This window comes from Streptomyces sp. NPDC091292 (assembly GCF_044757265.1).
Lineage (GTDB): Bacteria > Actinomycetota > Actinomycetes > Streptomycetales > Streptomycetaceae > Streptomyces.
In genome coordinates this window covers 50,940-68,669 of record NZ_JBIVUQ010000033.1, presented here as the reverse complement: position 1 = coordinate 68,669, position 17,730 = coordinate 50,940, and the positions used below count along the sequence as shown (strand labels likewise).

The following is a 17,730-nucleotide window of genomic DNA, read 5'->3' as shown; positions in this document are numbered from 1 at the left end:
GAGGATCGCGACCATGACAGCACTCGACCTCAGCAGCCCCGTGGCCGTCGTCGGCACTGGCACCATGGGCCAGGGCATCGCCCAGGTCGCGCTCGTCGCCGGCCATCCGGTGCGGCTGTACGACGCCGTCCCGGGGCGCGCGAAGACCGCCGCAGCCGCCATCGCCGCCCGACTCGACCGGCTCGTCGAGAAGGGCCGGCTCACCGCCGCCGTACGGGACGAGGCCACAGCCCGGCTCCGGCCCGCGGAAACGCTGGCGGACCTGGCCGGTTCCGGGCTCGTCGTCGAGGCGATCGTGGAGCGGCTCGACGTCAAGCAGCAGCTCTTCCGCGCGCTGGAGGAGGTCGTCGGCGAGGACTGTCTGCTCGCCACCAACACGTCGTCCCTGTCGGTCACGGCCATCGGCGGCGCGCTCACCCACCCGGGCCGCTTCTTCGGGCTGCACTTCTTCAACCCGGCGCCCCTGCTGCCCCTGGTCGAGGTGGTCTCCGGGTTCGCGACGGACTTCTCGTCGGCCACGCGCGCGTACGAGATGGCCGGCGGCTGGGGCAAGACCCCGGTGGCCTGCGCGGACACCCCCGGGTTCATCGTCAACCGGATCGCGCGCCCCTTCTACGCCGAAGCGTTCGCTGTCCATGAGCACCAGGGCGCCGACCCGGCGACGATCGACGCCGTCCTGCGGGAGTGCGGCGGATTCAGGATGGGCGCCTTCGAGCTGACCGACCTCATCGGCCAGGACGTCAACGAGGCCGTCACACGGTCCGTGTGGGACGCCTTCTTCCACGACGTGAAGTTCACCCCGTCGCTCGCCCAGCGCCGCCTGGTCGAGTCCGGGATGCTCGGCCGCAAGGCGGGCCGCGGCTGGTACGCGTACGGGGACGGTGCCGAGCAGCCCGAACCGCACACCGCGGACCCCGTGCCGCCGCCCGCGCACGTCGTCGCCGAAGGTGACCTCGGACCCGCCGGCGACCTGCTCGACCTGATCCGCGAGGCGGGCATCCCCGTGCGCGAGGAGGAAGAGGACCACGGCACCCGGCTGGCGCTGCCCGGCGGCGGACAGCTCGCGCTGGCGGACGGCCAGACCTCCGTCGAGTTCCGTGACGTCGTCTACTTCGACCTGGCCTTCGACTACCGCTCGGCGACCCGGATCGCCCTGGCGGCGTCGCAGGACACGTCGCCGCGCACCCTCAGGGAGGCCATCGGTCTCTTCCAGGCGCTCGGCAAGGACGTCAGCGTCATCGGGGACGTCCCCGGCATGATCGTCGCGCGGACGGTCGCCCGGCTGATCGACCTGGCGATGGACGCCGTCGCCAAAGGCGTCGCCACCGAGGAGGACATCGACACGGCGATGCGCCTCGGTGTCAACTACCCGCTGGGGCCCTTCGAATGGAACCGCAGACTCGGCAGGACGTGGGCGCACTCCCTCCTGGACGACCTGCATCTGCGCGACCCCTCCGGGCGCTACGCGCCCTCGCTGGCGCTCTACCGTCACGCGTACGCCTCCGAGAAGCGGGAGTCCGCCTCATGACCACCGCCCAGGGCGACATGCCCCCCGCCAAGCGCGACACGTACACGCCGGACTCCCTGCTCGCCGTCGCCGTCGGCGTCTTCATCGAGCGCGGTTACGACGGCACGTCCATGGAGCACCTGTCCAAGGCGGCCGGTATCTCCAAGTCGTCGATATACCACCACGTCGCGGGCAAGGAGGAGCTGCTGCGGCGGGCCGTCAGCCGGGCCATCGACGGACTGTTCGCGATCCTCGAAGAGGAGCACGCGCGCGTGGGGCGCCCCGTGGAGCGCCTGGAGCACGTCACCCGGCGCATGGTCGAGGTGCTGACCGACGAACTGCCCTATGTGACGCTGCTGCTGCGGGTGCGCGGGAACACGGCCACCGAGCGGTGGGCGCTGGAGCGTCGCAGGGAGTTCGACCACGAGGTCGCCGAGCTGCTGAAGGCCGCCGCCGCCGACGGGGACGTGCGCGGCGACATCGAGGTACGGCTCGCGACCCGGCTGGTGTTCGGGATGATCAACTCGATCGTGGAGTGGTACCGGCCCGACGGGCGGGGCAGCGGTGACCGCGAGGTCGCCGACGCCGTCGTCCGGATGGTCTTCGAAGGGCTCCGCGCGGAGCCCTGAGCCGGCTCGCGGGACCCGCTCAGGGCGCCTGCTCCAGGTCGTCCTCCTCGAACACCAGCAGCGTGCGGGTGCTCAGCACCTCGGGGATGGCCTGGAGCCTGGTGAGCACCAGCTCCCGCAGCGTCCTGTTGTCCGGCGTGTGCACCAGCAGCAGCACGTCGAAGTCGCCGCTGACCAGCGCGATGTGCGAGGCGCCCGGGAGCGCCCGCAGCTGTTCGCGGACCGTGCGCCAGGAGTTCTGCACGATCTTCAGGGTGATGTAGGCGGAGGCGCCCTGCCCCGCGCGCTCATGGTCGATCCGGGCGCCGAAGCCACGGATGACGCCGTCCTCGATGAGGCGGTTGATGCGCGAGTAGGCGTTGGCGCGTGACACATGGACCCGCTCGGCGACCGACCGTATCGAGGCGCGGCCGTCCGTCTGGAGCATCTGGAGGATGTCCCGGTCGATCGCGTCCAGCGGGCGCGGCGGGAGGTCGGGGGCGCTGTCCTGCGGGCGCGCCACGGGATCCGCGCCGTCCGCGTCCTGCCCGTCGGCCATTCGTTCAGATGCCATGTCCCCCCGCCTCCCTACCATGGACGTACTGCGTCCATCCCAAGCTGTGGAGAACCGTTTGTCCACAGCCTGACGGTGCCTGTAGCCAAAATGTGCTGACGACCGAACAATCGGTAGGTGAGGGGCGTCACGTCGTCGCGCCTCGACCGCTCCCCCTGAGGAGACCGCTTCGACGAGGAGGTGCACGCGTGAAGAGGCACAGCACGCCGGTGATGGAACAGCGTGGCGCATACCGCCCCACGCCGCCGCCCGCCTGGCAGCCCCGTACCGACCCCGCCCCGCTGCTGCCCGACGCGGAGCCGTACCGCGTCCTGGGCACCCCGGCTGCCCGCACGGCCGACGCCGACCTGCTGCGCCGACTCCACGCGGAGCTGGTCCGCGGCCGTCGCTACAACACGCAGGCGACCGCCCTCACCCGGCAGGGCCGGCTCGCCGTCTACCCGTCGAGCACCGGACAGGAGGCGTGCGAGGTCGCCGCCGCGCTCGTCCTCCAGGAGCAGGACTGGCTCTTCCCCAGCTATCGCGACACGCTCGCCGTCGTCGCGCGCGGAGTCGACCCCGTCCAGACGCTGTCCCTGCTGCGCGGCGACTGGCACACCGGCTACGACCCGTACGAACACCGCGTCGCCCCCCTCAGCACCCCCCTCGCCACCCAGCTCCCGCACGCCGTGGGTCTCGCGCACGCCGCGCGGCTCAAGGGCGACGACGTGGTGGCGCTCGCCATGGTCGGCGACGGCGGCACCAGCGAGGGCGACTTCCACGAGGCGCTGAACTTCGCCGCCGTCTGGCAGGCACCCGTCGTCTTCCTGGTGCAGAACAACGGCTTCGCCATCTCCGTGCCGCTCGCCAAGCAGACCGCGGCCCCTTCGCTGGCCCACAAGGCCGTCGGCTACGGCATGCGCGGACGCCTCGTCGACGGCAACGACGCGCTCGCGATGCACGAGGTCCTGGCCGAAGCCGTGCGCCACGCGCGCGAGGGCGGCGGTCCCACACTCGTGGAGGCCGTCACCTACCGCCTGGAGGCGCACACCAACGCCGACGACGCCACCCGCTACCGCGCGGACACCGACGTCGAGGCCTGGCGCGCCCACGACCCGCTGACCCTCGTCGAACGGGAGCTGACCGAGCGGAAACTCCTGGACGAGGAGGGGATACGGGCCGTGCGCGACGACGCCGAGACGATGGCCGCCGACCTGCGCGAGCGCATGAACCAGGACCCGGTGCTCGACCCGATGGACCTCTTCGCGCACGTGTACGCGGAGCAGACCACACAACTGCGCGAGCAGGCGGCCCAGTTGCGCGCCGAACTCGACGCGGCGGCCGACGGCCAGGACGACGACCCGGAAGGGGCCGCACGATGACCACCGTCGCGGCCAGGACCAAACCGGCGACCATGGCGCAGGCGCTCGGACGCGCCCTGCGGGACGCCATGGCCGACGACCCCGCCGTGCACGTCCTGGGCGAGGACGTCGGCACGCTCGGCGGAGTCTTCCGGATCACGGACGGCCTCGCCCGGGAGTTCGGTGACGACCGGTGCACCGACACCCCGCTCGCCGAGGCGGGCATCCTGGGGGCGGCCGTCGGTATGGCGATGTACGGGCTGCGGCCCGTCGTGGAGATGCAGTTCGACGCCTTCGCCTACCCCTCCTTCGAGCAACTGATCTCGCATGTGGCCAAGATGCGCAACCGCACCAAGGGCGCCATGCCGCTCCCGATCACCGTGCGCGTGCCCTACGGCGGCGGGATCGGCGGCGTCGAACACCACAGCGACTCCTCCGAGGCGTACTACATCGCGACGCCGGGTCTCCAGGTGGTGACCCCGGCGACGGTCGCCGACGCGTACGGGCTGCTGCGCGCCGCCATCGCCTCGGACGACCCGGTCGTCTTCCTGGAGCCGAAGCGCCTGTACTGGTCCAAGGCGGAGTGGAACCCCGAGCACCCGGTGTCCGTTGAACCCATAGGCCGGGCGGTGGTGCGGCGTACGGGCCGCAGCGCCACCCTCCTCACCTACGGGCCTTCGGTGCCCGTCTGTATGGAGGCGGCCGAGGCGGCGCGAGCGGAGGGGTGGGATCTCGAAGTGGTCGATCTGCGCTCCCTGGTGCCCTTCGACGACGAGACGGTGTGCGCGTCGGTGCGGCGGACCGGGCGGGCGGTGGTGGTGCACGAGTCGGGCGGTTTCGGCGGTCCGGGGGGCGAGATCGCGGCCAGGGTCACCGAGCGCTGCTTCCACTACCTTGAGGCTCCGGTACTGCGCGTGGCCGGATTCGACATCCCGTATCCGCCGCCGATGCTCGAACGGCACCATCTGCCGGGCGTCGACCGGATCCTGGATGCCGTGGCGCGGCTTCAGTGGGAGGCGGAGAGCTGATGGCACAGGTGCTGGAATTCAAGCTGCCCGACCTTGGGGAAGGGCTCACCGAGGCGGAGATCGTCCGCTGGCTCGTCCAGGTCGGCGACGTCGTCGCCGTCGACCAGCCGGTGGTCGAGGTCGAGACGGCCAAGGCGATGGTCGAGGTCCCCTGCCCCTACGGGGGCGTGGTCACGGCCCGCTTCGGCGAGGAGGGCACCGAACTGCCCGTCGGCGCACCGCTGTTGACGGTCGCCGTGGGAGCGCCGGCCGGTGACACCGCTCCCTCGGTCGACGGCGAGGCGGAGACCTCCGGCAATGTGCTGGTCGGGTATGGGACGGGGGCCGCACCCGCGCGCCGCCGCCGGGTCCGCCCAGCCACTCCGGCACCGTCACCCATTTCACCGGCACCGGCACCGGCACCGGACCCCGCCGCGTCCGCCCCGGCACCCGCACCCGCACCCGTATCCATAGGCCCCCTCCCGGTCATCTCCCCTCTCGTCCGCAAACTGGCCCGCGAACACGGCCTGGATCTGGCCGAGTTGGCGGGATCGGGGCCCGACGGGCTGATCCTGCGGGCCGACGTGGAGTACGCGGTACGCGCCGCGGGGCACCCCACCGTGCCGGCCATGACCGCTCCCTCGCGGACGGTCCCGCGCCCGGAGCCGACAGCCCCGGAGCCCGCACAGGCACCCGCATCGGCGTCGGCACCGGCGAAGGAACCCTCGACCCAATCCGGTACCCGTATCCCCCTCCGAGGCGTCCGCGGCGCCGTCGCCGACAAGCTGGCCCGTAGCCGCCGTGAGATTCCGGAGGCCACCTGCTGGGTCGACGCGGATGCCACGGAACTGATGCGCGCGCGCACCGCGATGAACGCGTCGGGCGGCCCCAAGATCTCCCTGCTCGCACTGCTCGCCCGTATCTGCACGGCAGCTCTGGCCCGGTATCCCGAACTCAACTCCACCGTGGACCTGGCGGCGCGCGAGATCGTGCAGCTCGACGCCGTCCACATCGGGTTCGCCGCGCAGACCGGGCGCGGGCTCGTGGTGCCGGTGGTCAAGGACGCGCAGCGGCGGGACGCGGAGTCGCTGAGCACCGAGATCGCACGGCTCACCGAGGCGGCACGCGAAGGAAAACTGACACCCGGGGAACTCACGGGTGGGACCTTCACGTTGAACAATTACGGGGTGTTCGGGGTCGACGGATCCACGCCGATCATCAACCACCCCGAGGCGGCCATGCTGGGCGTCGGCCGTATCGTCCCCAAGCCATGGGTGCACGAGGGGGAGCTGGCGGTCCGGCAGGTGGTGCAGCTGTCGCTCACCTTCGACCACCGGGTGTGCGACGGAGGCACGGCAGGCGGCTTCCTGCGGTTTGTGGCGGACTGCGTGGAACAGCCGGCGGTGCTCCTGCGCAGCCTGTGAGACACAGCCCGGTCTTCGGGGTGTGAGGAAATCTTCGGCGGCCCGTTCGGCCGTCGGGGTGGCAATGATCCTTCGGGCGCCCATACTCGGGGGATGACCGCGTATGACGTCGCGTATGACGCCGTAGTCCTCGCCGGGGGCGCCGCGAAGCGGCTCGGAGGGGCGGACAAGCCCGGGGTGCGGGTGGGCGGGCGCGCCCTGCTCGACCGTGTCCTCGCGGCCTGCCCCGGCGCGGTCACGACCGTCGTCGTGGCGGACCCGCGCCCCACCGCCCGGCCGGTGACCTGGGCGCGCGAGGAACCGGCGGGCGCCGGACCGCTCGCCGCGCTGGACGCGGGGCTGCGCCGCACCACGGCCGACGAGGTGGTCGTGCTCTCGGCGGACCTGCCGTTCCTTGGCGAGGAGACGGTGAGGGGACTCCTGGACGCCCTGCGCGGGGGCGATGCCGACGGGGTCCTGCTCACCGATGCCGGCGGACGCGACCAGCCACTGGTCGCCGCGTACCGCGCCGCGCCGGTCCGTCGCGAACTCGCCGCGCTCACCGCCGAGCGCGGTGGACTGACCGGGCTGCCGTTGCGGCTCCTCGTCGGCGCGCTGGACCTCGCCCGTATATCGGACCCGGTCGCGTCCTTCGACTGCGACACCTGGGACGACATCGCTGTCGCCCGGTCACGTATCAGGGAGCATGGGCACGTGTTGGACGAATGGATTTCAGCGGTCAAGGACGAACTGGGCATCGACCTGGACGTCGACATCGGCGTACTGCTCGATCTGGCCCGCGACGCGGCGCACGGGGTGGCCCGGCCCGCGGCGCCGTTGACGACGTTCCTCGTCGGATATGCGGCGGCGCAGGGCAAGGGCGGCCCCGAGGCGGTGGCCGACGCGGCCCGCAAGGCGGCGGCACTCGCCCTCCGCTGGGCCGAAGAGGACGACGCGGCCCAGGGCGAACCGGGCAAGGACGGTGCCGGCGACGCCGTGCCCGGCGGGGAAAAACCCGACGCACACCCGGAGACCGGATGACCGGCACCAACGTCCCACGGTCCGCGGGGAGCACCGGACCCGGCGGCGGCGCACGGGACACCGGGGGAGGCGCGGGGATGGTCGCCGGACACCTCGACGAATTCGACGTGGACGAGGCACTGGCCCTGGTCAGGGCCGACCGTGACGCCGACAGAGGCACGGGCAACGGCACCCCGTACCGGCCGGGCAACCCCCCACCCCCGCGCGGTACCCCCACCCCCGGCCACCCCGCCCCGGCCGCCCCCTCCACCTCACCCTCCGCGACCACGGACCAGCCCTACGACCAGGACCAGGAGCACCCGCACGGCGAATCCCTGGGACGCACCCCGGCCTCGGGTACGGGCACCGGCACCGGCCCCAACCCGACACCACCCGGATCGGCACCGGCACCCGCGACAACCGGCGCCGCATCGGGCACCGCCCCCACCCCCGAATCCCCCCACCCCCACTCCGCCACCCCCTGGCCCGAAGCCCGTGCCCTCGCCGCCCAGGTCGCGCGCGCCCTCACCCCCCGCACCCCCACCCGCGTAGCGCTCGACGCGGCGCTCGGGCTCGTGCTCGCGGAACCCCTCACCGCGCTCACGGATCTGCCGTCGTTCGACACGTCGGCGATGGACGGGTTCGCGGTGGCGGGGCCGGGGCCGTGGGAGGTGCGCGGTGAAGGTGTGCTCGCGGGGCACGGGGTGCCGCCCGAGCTGACCGACGGCGAGGCCGTGCGCATCGCGACCGGTGCGCGGATTCCGAAGGACGCCACCGCCGTCATCCGCAGCGAGCACGGCCGGCTGGACGACAAGGGGCGGCTGCACTCCACGCGTGAGGTGCACCAGGGCCAGGACATCCGGCCGCGCGGCCAGGAGTGCCGCAGCGGCGACCACCTGCTGCCGCCCTCGGCCGTCGTGACCCCGGCGGTGCTCGGACTCGCGGCGGCTGCGGGGTACGACGAACTGCTGACGATCCCTCGTCCGACCGCCGAAGTGCTGGTCCTGGGCGATGAGTTGCTGACCGAGGGGCTGCCGAAGGACGGGCTGATCCGGGACGCGCTCGGCCCCATGCTGCCGCCATGGCTGCGCGCGCTGGGCGCCGAGGTGATCGCGGCACGCAGGCTCGGTGACGACGCGGCGGCCCTCCGCAGGGCGATCGGCTCCTCGCGCGCGGATCTGATCGTGACGACGGGCGGTACGGCGGCGGGGCCCGTCGACCATGTGCACCCCACGCTCGACCGGCTCGGCGCCGGACTCCTCGTGGACGGGGTGAAGGTGCGCCCCGGGCACCCGATGCTCCTCGCGCGGACGAAGGAGGACCAGTTCCTCGTCGGGCTGCCCGGCAACCCCCTGGCCGCGGTGTCCGGGCTGCTCACCCTGGCGGAACCCCTGCTGAGGACGCTCGCGGGGCGGCTGGCGGCGGAACCGTACACGGCACCCGTACGGGACGCGGTGCACGGGCACCCGTACGACACCCGGCTGGTGCCCGTCACGCTGCCCGCCGAGCGGGCCGTGCCCCTGCACTACAACGGGCCCGCGATGCTGCGCGGGATCGCCGCCGCCGACGGGCTCGCCGTCGTACCGCCCGGTGGGGCGCGCGCCGGTCAGGAGCTGGAGATCCTTGATCTGCCGTGGGCGCTGTCCGGGACCGGGGAGTGTTTCACGTGAAACTTCCCGGCCATGACGCGATTGCCCGCCAGGCGGACGAACACCTGGTGGTCTCCCGGGTGAAGCTGCCCCGGCGGGTGGTCGAACGGCCGTTGCGGCAGGTCGCCAAGCGGCTGCTGATGGCGCTCGTCGTGCTCGTCGGGACGGCCCTCATCGTCTACGCGGACCGTGAGGGGTACACGGACAACTCCGACGGCTCGGTCGATCTGCTCGACTCCTTCTACTACGCGACCGTCACGCTCTCGACCACGGGTTACGGCGACATCATCCCGGTCAGTGACGGCGCCCGTCTGACCAACATCCTTGTCATCACGCCGCTACGAGTGCTTTTCCTGATCATCCTGGTCGGTACGACGCTGGAGGTGCTCACCGAACGCACCCGGGAGGAGTGGCGGCTGAATCGCTGGAGGTCCAACTTGCGTGACCACACCGTCGTCGTGGGGTTCGGTACGAAGGGCCGTTCGGCGATTCAGACCGTCTGTGCGACGGGGCTGAAGAAGGAACAGGTCGTGGTGGTCGACCCGAGCGGGAAGGTCATCGAGGCGGCGACGGCCGAGGGGTTCGCCGGGGTGATGGGGGATGCGACCCGCAGTGATGTGCTGATCCGGGCCGAGGTGCAGAGGGCCCGTCAGATCATCATCGCCACCCAGCGCGACGACACGGCCGTGCTGGTCACGCTCACCGCCCGGCAGCTCAACCGGGGCGCCAAGATCGTGGCGGCCGTGCGGGAGGAGGAGAACGCTCCGCTGCTACGGCAGTCGGGCGCCGACGCCGTGATCACCAGCGCGAGCGCCGCCGGACGGCTCCTCGGACTGTCGGTGCTCAGCCCCAGCGCGGGCATGGTGATGGAGGACCTGATCCAGCAGGGCAGCGGCCTCGATCTGGTCGAACGCCCGGTGATAAAGGCCGAGGTGGGGCTCGGGGTCCGGGAGACCGAGGATCTGGTGGTGAGCGTGGTGCGGGGGCACCGGGTGCTCGGCTACGACGATCCGGCCGTCGGCACCTTGCAGTTGATGGACCGTCTGATCACGATCGTGCGGGCGTCGCCGAGCCCGCCGGTGACGCCGGATACGCGCTCCTCTCCCCCGGGACTGAGATCGCCATGACTGAACTTCCCATGACGGAACTTCCCATGACGGAACTCCCTATGACGGAACTTCCCATGACGGAACTCCCTATGACGGAACTCCCTATGACGGAACTCCCTACGAGGGAACTTCACAGGGGTACGGAGTAGCCTCGGCACATGTATGCGATCACCGTCTCCGAACCCGGTGGACCCGAGGCACTTGTGTGGGTGGAGGTCCCCGATCCCGTTCCCGCCGAGGGTGAGGTCCTGATCGAGGTGGCGGCCGGCGCCGTCAACCGCGCGGACATCCTCCAGCGCCAGGGCTTCTACAACCCCCCACCGGGCGCGTCCCCGTACCCCGGCCTGGAGTGTGCGGGCCGTATCGCCGCGCTCGGCCCCCATGTGTCCGGCTGGGCGGTCGGCGACGAGGTGTGCGCGCTGCTCGCCGGCGGCGGCTATGCGGAGAAGGTCGCCGTCCCCGTCGGTCAACTGCTGCCCGTTCCCGACGGGGTCGGTCTTGTCGAGGCGGCGGCGCTGCCCGAAGTGACCTGCACCGTCTGGTCGAACGTGTTCATGATCGCCCATCTGCGCCCCGGCGAGACGCTGCTCGTGCACGGGGGCGCCAGCGGTATCGGGACCATGGCGATCCAGCTCGCGAAGGCCGTCGGGGCCAAGGTCGCCGTCACGGCGGGGGGCAAGGAGAAGCTCCAGCGCTGTGCCGAACTCGGCGCGGACATTCTCATCGACTACCGCGAGCAGGACTTCGTCGACGAGATCCGCGCGGCCACGGACGGTGCGGGCGCGGATGTGATCCTCGACATCATGGGCGCGAAGTATCTCGACCGGAACATTCAGGCCCTCGCCGTCAATGGGCGGCTCGCGATCATCGGGATGCAGGGCGGCGTCAAGGGCGAACTGAACATCGCGACGCTCCTCGGCAAGCGCGGCGCCGTGACCGCGACCTCGCTGCGGGCCCGCCCGGTCGCCGAGAAGACGGCGATCGTCGCGGCCGTACGGGAGCATGTGTGGCCGCTGATCGCCGCCGGGCAGGTCCGTCCCGTCGTGGACCGTACGCTTCCGCTGCGGGACGCCGCCGCCGGGCACCGGGTCCTGGAGGAGAGCGGCCACGTCGGCAAGGTGCTGTTGGTACGGGAGTAGGTGCCCGTACGGGGTCGCACGACCGCCGACCCTCTCCGGGCGGGCCTTCGGTACGTCGGTCGGGGCGTGGTCGAGATGCCGGATGTGTGACAGCGTGTGACGCTGGATGCACAGGTTCCCGCGGATCGGCTCGACCCGGAGGGCGGTCACCGGCGTGTATCCACGGCTTCGCGGTCACGGTGCGACGACCGGACTGCTTACGGCGCTGCTGATCCTGGTCCCCCTCGCCGGGGAAGCGCCGGCCCACGCATCCGGGCCCCTGGCCCGCGCCGAGCGCCCCGCACCCGGACCGGGCCCCGCGGCCACCCCCGTACCCGAGAGATCCCGCGCGGGCACCGGCCCCGCCGAGGGCCGCGAGCGCCCCGGCCGCCCGGACCCCTCACCGGCGGACGACACGGACGCCGGCAGCGACACCGGCGACAGCGACACCGGCACCCTGCCGCTGCCCTGGGCCACTCCCACGCCCCAGTCACCCCCCTCACCCCTCTCACCTTCCGCGACGACCTCCACGACCGCCGAGCCCCCCGCGCCCCCCGCGCCCTCGGTCCACATCGATCCCGTGGTGGACAACGCCCCGCAAGGCGCGCGGGCGCCCGTGGTCCAGCCGTACGGGCGGTACTTCCGGATCCTGCCGCTCGGTGCCGGTCTCGTTCTGATGGGTCTGGGCCTGGCCTTCCTCGCGGTGCGGCTGCGCCGCGACTGACGACCCCGCCGACGAGGTCTTCTTGGCCTCCGCGCCCCTCACCAGGTATGTCTACGGACTATGTCGATACGCCATGGCCTGCTCGCCCTCCTCGAACCCGGCCCGCGCTACGGTTCACGGCTGCGGTCCGAGTTCGAGGAGCGTACGGGTACCACCTGGCCCCTCAATGTCGGGCAGGTCTACACGACCCTCGGCCGTCTGGAACGGGACGGCATGGTCGAGCAGCGCGGCGGGGACGCGTCGGGGCGGATCCTGTACGCGCTGACCGACGTGGGGCGGGCCGAGCTGAGGGACTGGTTCGAGCGGCCCGTGGACCGGGAGAGCCCGCCGCGCGACGAGCTGGCGATCAAGCTGGTGATGGCCATGGGCGTGCCGGGCGTGGACATCAGGGCCGTGATCGAGGGGCAGCGGCGGCATGCCCTGGAGATACTGCGCGAGCACACCCGGCAGCGGGCCCAGGCGATGGCGGCGGGACCCTCGCACCGGGACGAGGTGGCGCGGCTGCTGGTCCTGGAGCAGCTGGTGTTCCGCGCGGAGGCGGAGGTCCGCTGGCTGGACCACTGCGAGTCACGCCTCGTACGCCTGGCGGAGGCAGCAGCCACGCAGCCTCCGGCCTGACGAACCCCCGCCCGCTCCGGCGAACCCGCCCGCCCAGACCGGACCCGCGCGCTCCGGCGAATCCTGCGCGCTCCGGCGAACCCCGCCCGCTCCGGTGGACCCGCCCGCCCCGACCGGACCCGCCTGCTTCGAGGGACCAGCAGCGCGCGCTCCGGCGGACCCACCGTCCCGACGGAACCCGGCCCCCGGCGAACCCGGCCCACCCCGACCGGACCGCCCGCCCCGACCGGATCGCCTGCTTCGGCGGACGCACCGCCCCGACGGAACCCGGACCCCCGACCGGACCCGCCTGCTTCGAGGGACCAGCAGCGCGCGCTCCGGCGGACCCACCGTCCCGACGGAACCCGGCCCCCGGCGAAATCGGCCCGCCCCGACCGGACTGCCTGTTCCGACCGGGACGCCTGCTCCGGCGGACGCACCGCCCCGACGGAACCCGGCCCCCCGACCGGACCCGCCTGCTTCGAGGGACCAGCAGCGCGCGCTCCGGCGGACGCACCGCCCCGACGGAACCCGGCCCCCCGGCGAAACCGGCCCGCCCCGACCGGACCGCCCGCCCCGACCGAACCCGCCCGCTCCGAGGGACCCGCCCGCTCCGGCGGACCGCCCGCCCCGCCCGACCCCGGCCCCCCGACGGACCCGCCCGCTCCGGCGGACCGCCCGCCCCGCCCGACCCCGGCCCCCCGCCCGACCCCGGCCCCCCGCCCGACCCCGGCCCCCCGCCCGACCCCGGCCCCCCGCCCGCCCCCGGCCCCCCGGCGGACCCCCGCCCCGACCCACCCCGCCCCGACCGCCCCCAGGCCGACCGAACCCCGCCCCGACGGAACCCCGCCCGTGGGAGACAATGGCTCCATGGACATGCCGAGGAACGAAAGGTCGCCCGAGAGCCCCCAGGTCCTGGTGGTGGGCCAGGACGGGATGGCGCTGGGTGGCGGCGGAGACGAGGACTCCCGCGAGGTGCCCGTGACGGAGATGGTGGAGCAGCCCGCCAAGGTCATGCGGATCGGCAGCATGATCAAGCAGCTGCTCGAAGAGGTGCGGGCCGCTCCTCTCGACGAAGCGAGCAGGCAGCGCCTCAAGGAGATCCACGCGAGTTCCGTGAAGGAGCTGGAGGACGGTCTCGCGCCCGAGCTGGTGGACGAGCTGGAGCGGCTGTCCCTCCCGTTCACCGACGAGGCGACGCCGAGCGACGCGGAACTGCGGATCGCGCAGGCCCAGTTGGTCGGCTGGCTGGAGGGCCTGTTCCACGGGATCCAGACCACCCTGTTCGCGCAGCAGATGGCGGCACGGGCCCAGCTGGAGCAGATGCGGCGCGCCCTGCCGCCCGGTGTCGGCGGCGAAGAGGAGATGGGCCACCCCGGCGGCCGTACCGGAGGCCCCTACCTGTAGCCCGCGACACCCCTCACCCCGCAGCCCCGCAGCCGACCGTACGGACATACGGGAAAGGGCCCGGCACGCAGCTCGCGTGCCGGGCCCCCTTACGGGCCGTTCAGGACGGGTTCAGGACGGGTTGCCGGTGGACACCTTCAGCTGAAGGTCCGGCTTGTCCTTGGGGTCGACATCCGTCCCGGGCGCCGGGAACTGCTCCATGACGGTCCCCTCGCCGTAGGTGTTCTCGTCCGTGTCCTTCTGGTCGTACCCCCATCCGGCGGCCTGGAGGCACGCCTTCACGGAGTCCATGTTCTTGAGGACGAAGTTCGGCACCTTGATCTTGTTCTCGTCGTTGTACGACGTCTGCGGCTCCGTGCACTCCGTCTTCTCGATGGTCTTCGTCGTGTCGGGCCCCCGGTGGCCGGGGACGGCGGTCGCCGACGGGGACTTCGAATCGTCGGCCTGGTCGCCGCCGCCCTTCTTGTCATCGCCGTTCAGCGAGAGCGCGAGGATCAGGCCGCCGACGGCGAGCAGGGCGACCACGATCGAGCCCACGATCACCGGCATGTTCCGCCGGCCGCCACCGCCCCCGACACCCCCGCCGGGCCCACCCGTCTGCTGCGGCGCGATCGTGTACGGCGGCGGAGTCGACGAGCCCTGCTGCTGATACCCGGCCGGGGCGACCGGCGTCGGGTACCCGCCCTGCTGCGGATACCCGTACCCCGGCGTCGGATTCTGGGCCGGCGTCGGCGGACCGTACGCACCCGGCTGGTAGGGCGTGTGCACATTGCCCGGGGGCGCCGGCGTGGACTGGTCGATCGGCGGGAACACCGAGGACCCGACGCCCGCACCGCTCGACGTCTGCGCCCCCGGCACGATGCTCGGCGCGACCGACTGGAGCGACTGGGCGACCCGCAGGCACTCGTCGCGCATCGTCTCGGCGCTGGGGAAGCGCTCGTTCGGGTTCTTCTTCAGCGCGCGGGCGACCAGCGCGTCCACCGCCGGCGGCACCGAGCGGTTGATGGACGACGGAGCGACCGGCTCCTCCTGGACATGCGCGTACGCGATGGCCAGCGGCGAGTCCGCCTCGAACGGGAGCCGCCCGGTGACCAGTTGGAACAGCATGATGCCGACCGAGTACAGGTCGGAGCGGGCGTCCACGCCCCGGCCGAGCGCCTGCTCGGGCGAGAGGTACTGCGGGGTGCCGACGACCATGCCGGTCTGCGTCATGGAGGTGACGCCGGACTGCATGGCGCGCGCGATGCCGAAGTCCATGACCTTGACGACATTGCGCTTGGTCATCATCACGTTGCCCGGCTTGATGTCCCGGTGGACCAGGCCCATCTCGTGGCTGATCTCCAGCGCGGCCAGCACATCCGCCGTGATCTTCAGCGCCTTGTCGGTCGGCATCGCGCCGAACTGCGCCATGTCCGCGTCGAGCACCGACCCCAGCGGACGGCCCTCGATGTACTCCATGACGATGTACGGGGTCGCCGAGCCGTCCAGCTCGTCCTCGCCGGTGTCGAAGACCGAGACGATGTTGGTGTGCGTGAGCTTCGCCACCGACTGGGCCTCGCGGCGGAACCGCTCACGGAACGCGGGCTCACGGCCCAGCTCGGTGTGGAGTGTCTTGATCGCGACTTGCCGGTCGAGCACCGCGTCGTACGCGAGATGGACCGAGGCCATTCCGCCCTCGCCGAGCAGATCGCGCAGTTGATAGCGTCCGCCGGCCACCGAACGCCCCGCGTACCGCCCCTGTCCGCCGTCCTGGCTCATGTTTCTGCGTCCCCCATTGGCGCGGGCGGTAGCAGCTGACTGGCTCCCGCGGTCGTGATCGACTGTCCCATTCCCGGCCAAGTCTGCCGGAGGGCGCAGACACGTCAAGCTCGGTGCCCGTTCCGTGACCGTACGCGAAAGAAGCGTCGCGTAAGCGTTACAGCCGCCCTACGGGCGGCACACAGGATTTGCACGGGCGCACCCGCTGCGGGTTTGATGGCCGGTCCATCCCGGAACGGCGCGTCACGCGGAGGCTGTAGCGTGGCCCGACGGAGACCGTAACAACCACCGCGCGTAGCTCCGAGGCGGCGGGACAGAAACGACGGCGAGGACCGATGGCACAGACGCAGCGCGCTCAGGGCCCGTCCGACCCCGAGCCGGCTGGCGGCGGTATGTCGGACGCGCCGGAGATGTGGGGGAACGGCGGGCTCGTCGGCGACGGCCGGTACCGGCTGACCCGCAGGCTCGGCCGGGGCGGTATGGCCGAGGTGTTCGCGGCCGAGGACGTGCGCCTGGGCCGCACGGTCGCCGTGAAGCTGCTCCGCTCCGACCTCGCCGAGGACCCGGTGTCCAAGGCCCGCTTCACCCGTGAGGCGCAGTCGGTCGCGGGCCTGAACCACCACGCGGTCGTGGCGGTGTACGACTCCGGTGAGGACATCGTCGGGCACCAGACGGTCCCGTACATCGTGATGGAGATCGTCGAGGGCAGGACGATCCGCGATCTGCTGATCAACGCGGAGGCGCCGGGCCCCGAGCAGGCGCTGATCATCGTCGCCGGTGTCCTGGAGGCCCTCGCCTATTCGCATCAGCACGGCATCGTGCACCGTGACATCAAGCCGGCGAACGTCATCATCACCCACACCGGCGCCGTGAAGGTCATGGACTTCGGCATCGCGCGCGCCCTGCACGGCGCGCAGTCCACGATGACGCAGACCGGCATGGTCATGGGCACCCCGCAGTATCTGTCGCCCGAGCAGGCGCTCGGCAAGACGGTCGACCACCGGTCCGACCTGTACGCGACGGGCTGCATGCTCTACGAACTCCTCGCGCTGCGCCCGCCGTTCACCGGTGAGACCCCGCTGTCCGTGGTCTACCAGCATGTGCAGGACATCCCCGTACCGCCGTCGGAGGCGTCGGACGGGGTGCCGCCGGAGCTGGACGGCCTGGTCATGCGCTCCCTCGCGAAGGACCCGGACGACCGGTTCCAGACCGCCGAGGAGATGCGCGGCCTGGTCCAGTACAGCCTGCAGATGCTGTACGAGCAGGGCGGGCACACCGGTACGTGGAACACCGGACCCGTCGACATGCACGAGGGTGGCAACACCCCGGCGATGGGCGTCGCGGGCACCGCCGCGCTGCCGCACCCCGACTCGGGCACCGCGCAGATCCCGCAGCCGATGCTGCGCCGGCCGGGCGGCGACGACGGCGGCTTCGACCCCGGGCGGCCCGGCGGCGGCGGCAAGGGCCGCGGCAAGCTGTGGATCCTCGCCGTGTTCGCGGTGATCGCGATCGCGGTGGGTGTGGCTCTCGCGGTACGCGGCGCCGGGGGCGACGAGAGTCCGCCGGACACCAACAAGCCGAACACCACCACGTCGAAGAGCGCGGACGAGCCGTCGAAGAGTGCGGACGAGCCGAGCAAGGACCAGTCGACGGACTCGGGGACGACAGCGGGCAACGGCGGCGGCTGGACCCCGTCCGAGAGGCCGCCGACCGGTGACACGACGCCGTCGGAGAAGCCCAGCGAGAAGCCGACCAACGAGCCGACGAAGGAGACGCCGACCAAGAGCGAGGAGCCGACGGACCCGACGTCGGACCCGCCGTCCAACCCGGCGACCCCGCCGACGGGCGGCGAATCGCCCGGCGGCGACCCGGCGGGACCGGTCGGCGGCTGACCCGGACGGCCGGCTGA

At 72.3% G+C, this 17,730-nt stretch carries 15 protein-coding genes; 13 read left to right on the top strand and 2 right to left on the bottom strand.

The features are described from left to right. Nucleotides 1-13: 13 nt before the first annotated feature. Both ACIQNU_RS41730 and ACIQNU_RS41725 read left to right on the top strand, forming a co-directional pair. A complete protein-coding gene (locus tag ACIQNU_RS41730) occupies nt 14-1,528 on the top strand; it encodes a 3-hydroxyacyl-CoA dehydrogenase (RefSeq protein ID WP_401377308.1) in 1,515 nt (504 codons plus the stop codon). Between the two features lie 17 nt (nt 1,529-1,545). Further along, nucleotides 1,546-2,136: a TetR/AcrR family transcriptional regulator gene (locus tag ACIQNU_RS41725; protein ID WP_401377357.1), complete on the top strand. Its 591-nt coding sequence runs from the start codon at nt 1,546-1,548 to the stop codon at nt 2,134-2,136. 19 nt (nt 2,137-2,155) lie between these two features. Here the strand turns inward: ACIQNU_RS41725 and ACIQNU_RS41720 are convergent, their stop codons facing one another. Then, on the bottom strand, nt 2,156-2,674 hold the full coding sequence (locus tag ACIQNU_RS41720; protein ID WP_401377355.1) for an Lrp/AsnC family transcriptional regulator: 519 nt from the start codon (nt 2,672-2,674) through the stop codon (nt 2,156-2,158). Nucleotides 2,675-2,901: 227 nt separating this feature from the next. On the opposite strand from ACIQNU_RS41720, the gene pdhA reads away from it, so the two are divergent. The 10 genes from pdhA to ACIQNU_RS41670 all read left to right on the top strand — a co-directional run bounded on the left by pdhA (nt 2,902) and on the right by ACIQNU_RS41670 (nt 14,063). Next, nucleotides 2,902-4,050 carry a pyruvate dehydrogenase (acetyl-transferring) E1 component subunit alpha gene (gene pdhA, locus ACIQNU_RS41715; RefSeq protein WP_401377352.1) on the top strand — a complete coding sequence of 383 codons (1,149 nt, stop codon included), beginning with the start codon at nt 2,902-2,904 and terminating at the stop codon, nt 4,048-4,050. Then, nucleotides 4,047-5,057, top strand: a complete 1,011-nt coding sequence (locus tag ACIQNU_RS41710; protein WP_401377305.1) for an alpha-ketoacid dehydrogenase subunit beta — start codon at nt 4,047-4,049, stop codon at nt 5,055-5,057. Before pdhA ends, ACIQNU_RS41710 begins: the two co-directional genes overlap by 4 nt. Further along, nucleotides 5,057-6,460, top strand: coding sequence for a dihydrolipoamide acetyltransferase family protein (locus tag ACIQNU_RS41705; RefSeq protein WP_401377302.1), 1,404 nt, complete (start codon nt 5,057-5,059; stop codon nt 6,458-6,460). Before ACIQNU_RS41710 ends, ACIQNU_RS41705 begins: the two co-directional genes overlap by 1 nt. Before the next feature lie 93 nt (nt 6,461-6,553). After that, on the top strand, nt 6,554-7,480 hold the full coding sequence (locus tag ACIQNU_RS41700; protein WP_401377299.1) for an NTP transferase domain-containing protein: 927 nt from the start codon (nt 6,554-6,556) through the stop codon (nt 7,478-7,480). Beyond that, nucleotides 7,477-9,129 carry a molybdopterin molybdotransferase MoeA gene (locus ACIQNU_RS41695; protein ID WP_401377296.1) on the top strand — a complete coding sequence of 551 codons (1,653 nt, stop codon included), beginning with the start codon at nt 7,477-7,479 and terminating at the stop codon, nt 9,127-9,129. The genes ACIQNU_RS41700 and ACIQNU_RS41695 overlap by 4 nt, the downstream gene beginning before the upstream one ends. Further along, on the top strand, nt 9,117-10,235 hold the full coding sequence (locus ACIQNU_RS41690; protein ID WP_401377293.1) for a potassium channel family protein: 1,119 nt from the start codon (nt 9,117-9,119) through the stop codon (nt 10,233-10,235). Before ACIQNU_RS41695 ends, ACIQNU_RS41690 begins: the two co-directional genes overlap by 13 nt. 140 nt (nt 10,236-10,375) lie before the next feature. Beyond that, on the top strand, nt 10,376-11,356 hold the full coding sequence (locus ACIQNU_RS41685) for an NAD(P)H-quinone oxidoreductase (RefSeq protein ID WP_401377290.1): 981 nt from the start codon (nt 10,376-10,378) through the stop codon (nt 11,354-11,356). Nucleotides 11,357-11,462: 106 nt separating this feature from the next. Next, nucleotides 11,463-12,059 (top strand): hypothetical protein, encoded by a 597-nt coding sequence (locus ACIQNU_RS41680; RefSeq protein WP_401377288.1) that lies wholly within the window; start codon nt 11,463-11,465, stop codon nt 12,057-12,059. Nucleotides 12,060-12,119: 60 nt separating this feature from the next. Next, a complete protein-coding gene (locus ACIQNU_RS41675) occupies nt 12,120-12,677 on the top strand; it encodes a PadR family transcriptional regulator (RefSeq protein ID WP_401377285.1) in 558 nt (185 codons plus the stop codon). An 849-nt stretch (nt 12,678-13,526) separates the two neighbouring features. After that, the gene (locus tag ACIQNU_RS41670) at nt 13,527-14,063 is read left to right on the top strand and encodes a bacterial proteasome activator family protein (protein WP_401377282.1); all 537 of its coding nucleotides are present in this window, start codon (nt 13,527-13,529) and stop codon (nt 14,061-14,063) included. Nucleotides 14,064-14,174: 111 nt separating this feature from the next. Here ACIQNU_RS41670 and ACIQNU_RS41665 read toward each other — a convergent pair whose 3' ends face one another. Further along, nucleotides 14,175-15,821 (bottom strand): protein kinase, encoded by a 1,647-nt coding sequence (locus ACIQNU_RS41665; RefSeq protein WP_401377280.1) that lies wholly within the window; start codon nt 15,819-15,821, stop codon nt 14,175-14,177. Nucleotides 15,822-16,156: 335 nt separating this feature from the next. Between ACIQNU_RS41665 and ACIQNU_RS41660 the strand changes: the two genes are divergently transcribed. Beyond that, nucleotides 16,157-17,713, top strand: coding sequence for a protein kinase (locus ACIQNU_RS41660; RefSeq protein WP_401377278.1), 1,557 nt, complete (start codon nt 16,157-16,159; stop codon nt 17,711-17,713). Nucleotides 17,714-17,730 lie beyond the last annotated feature (17 nt).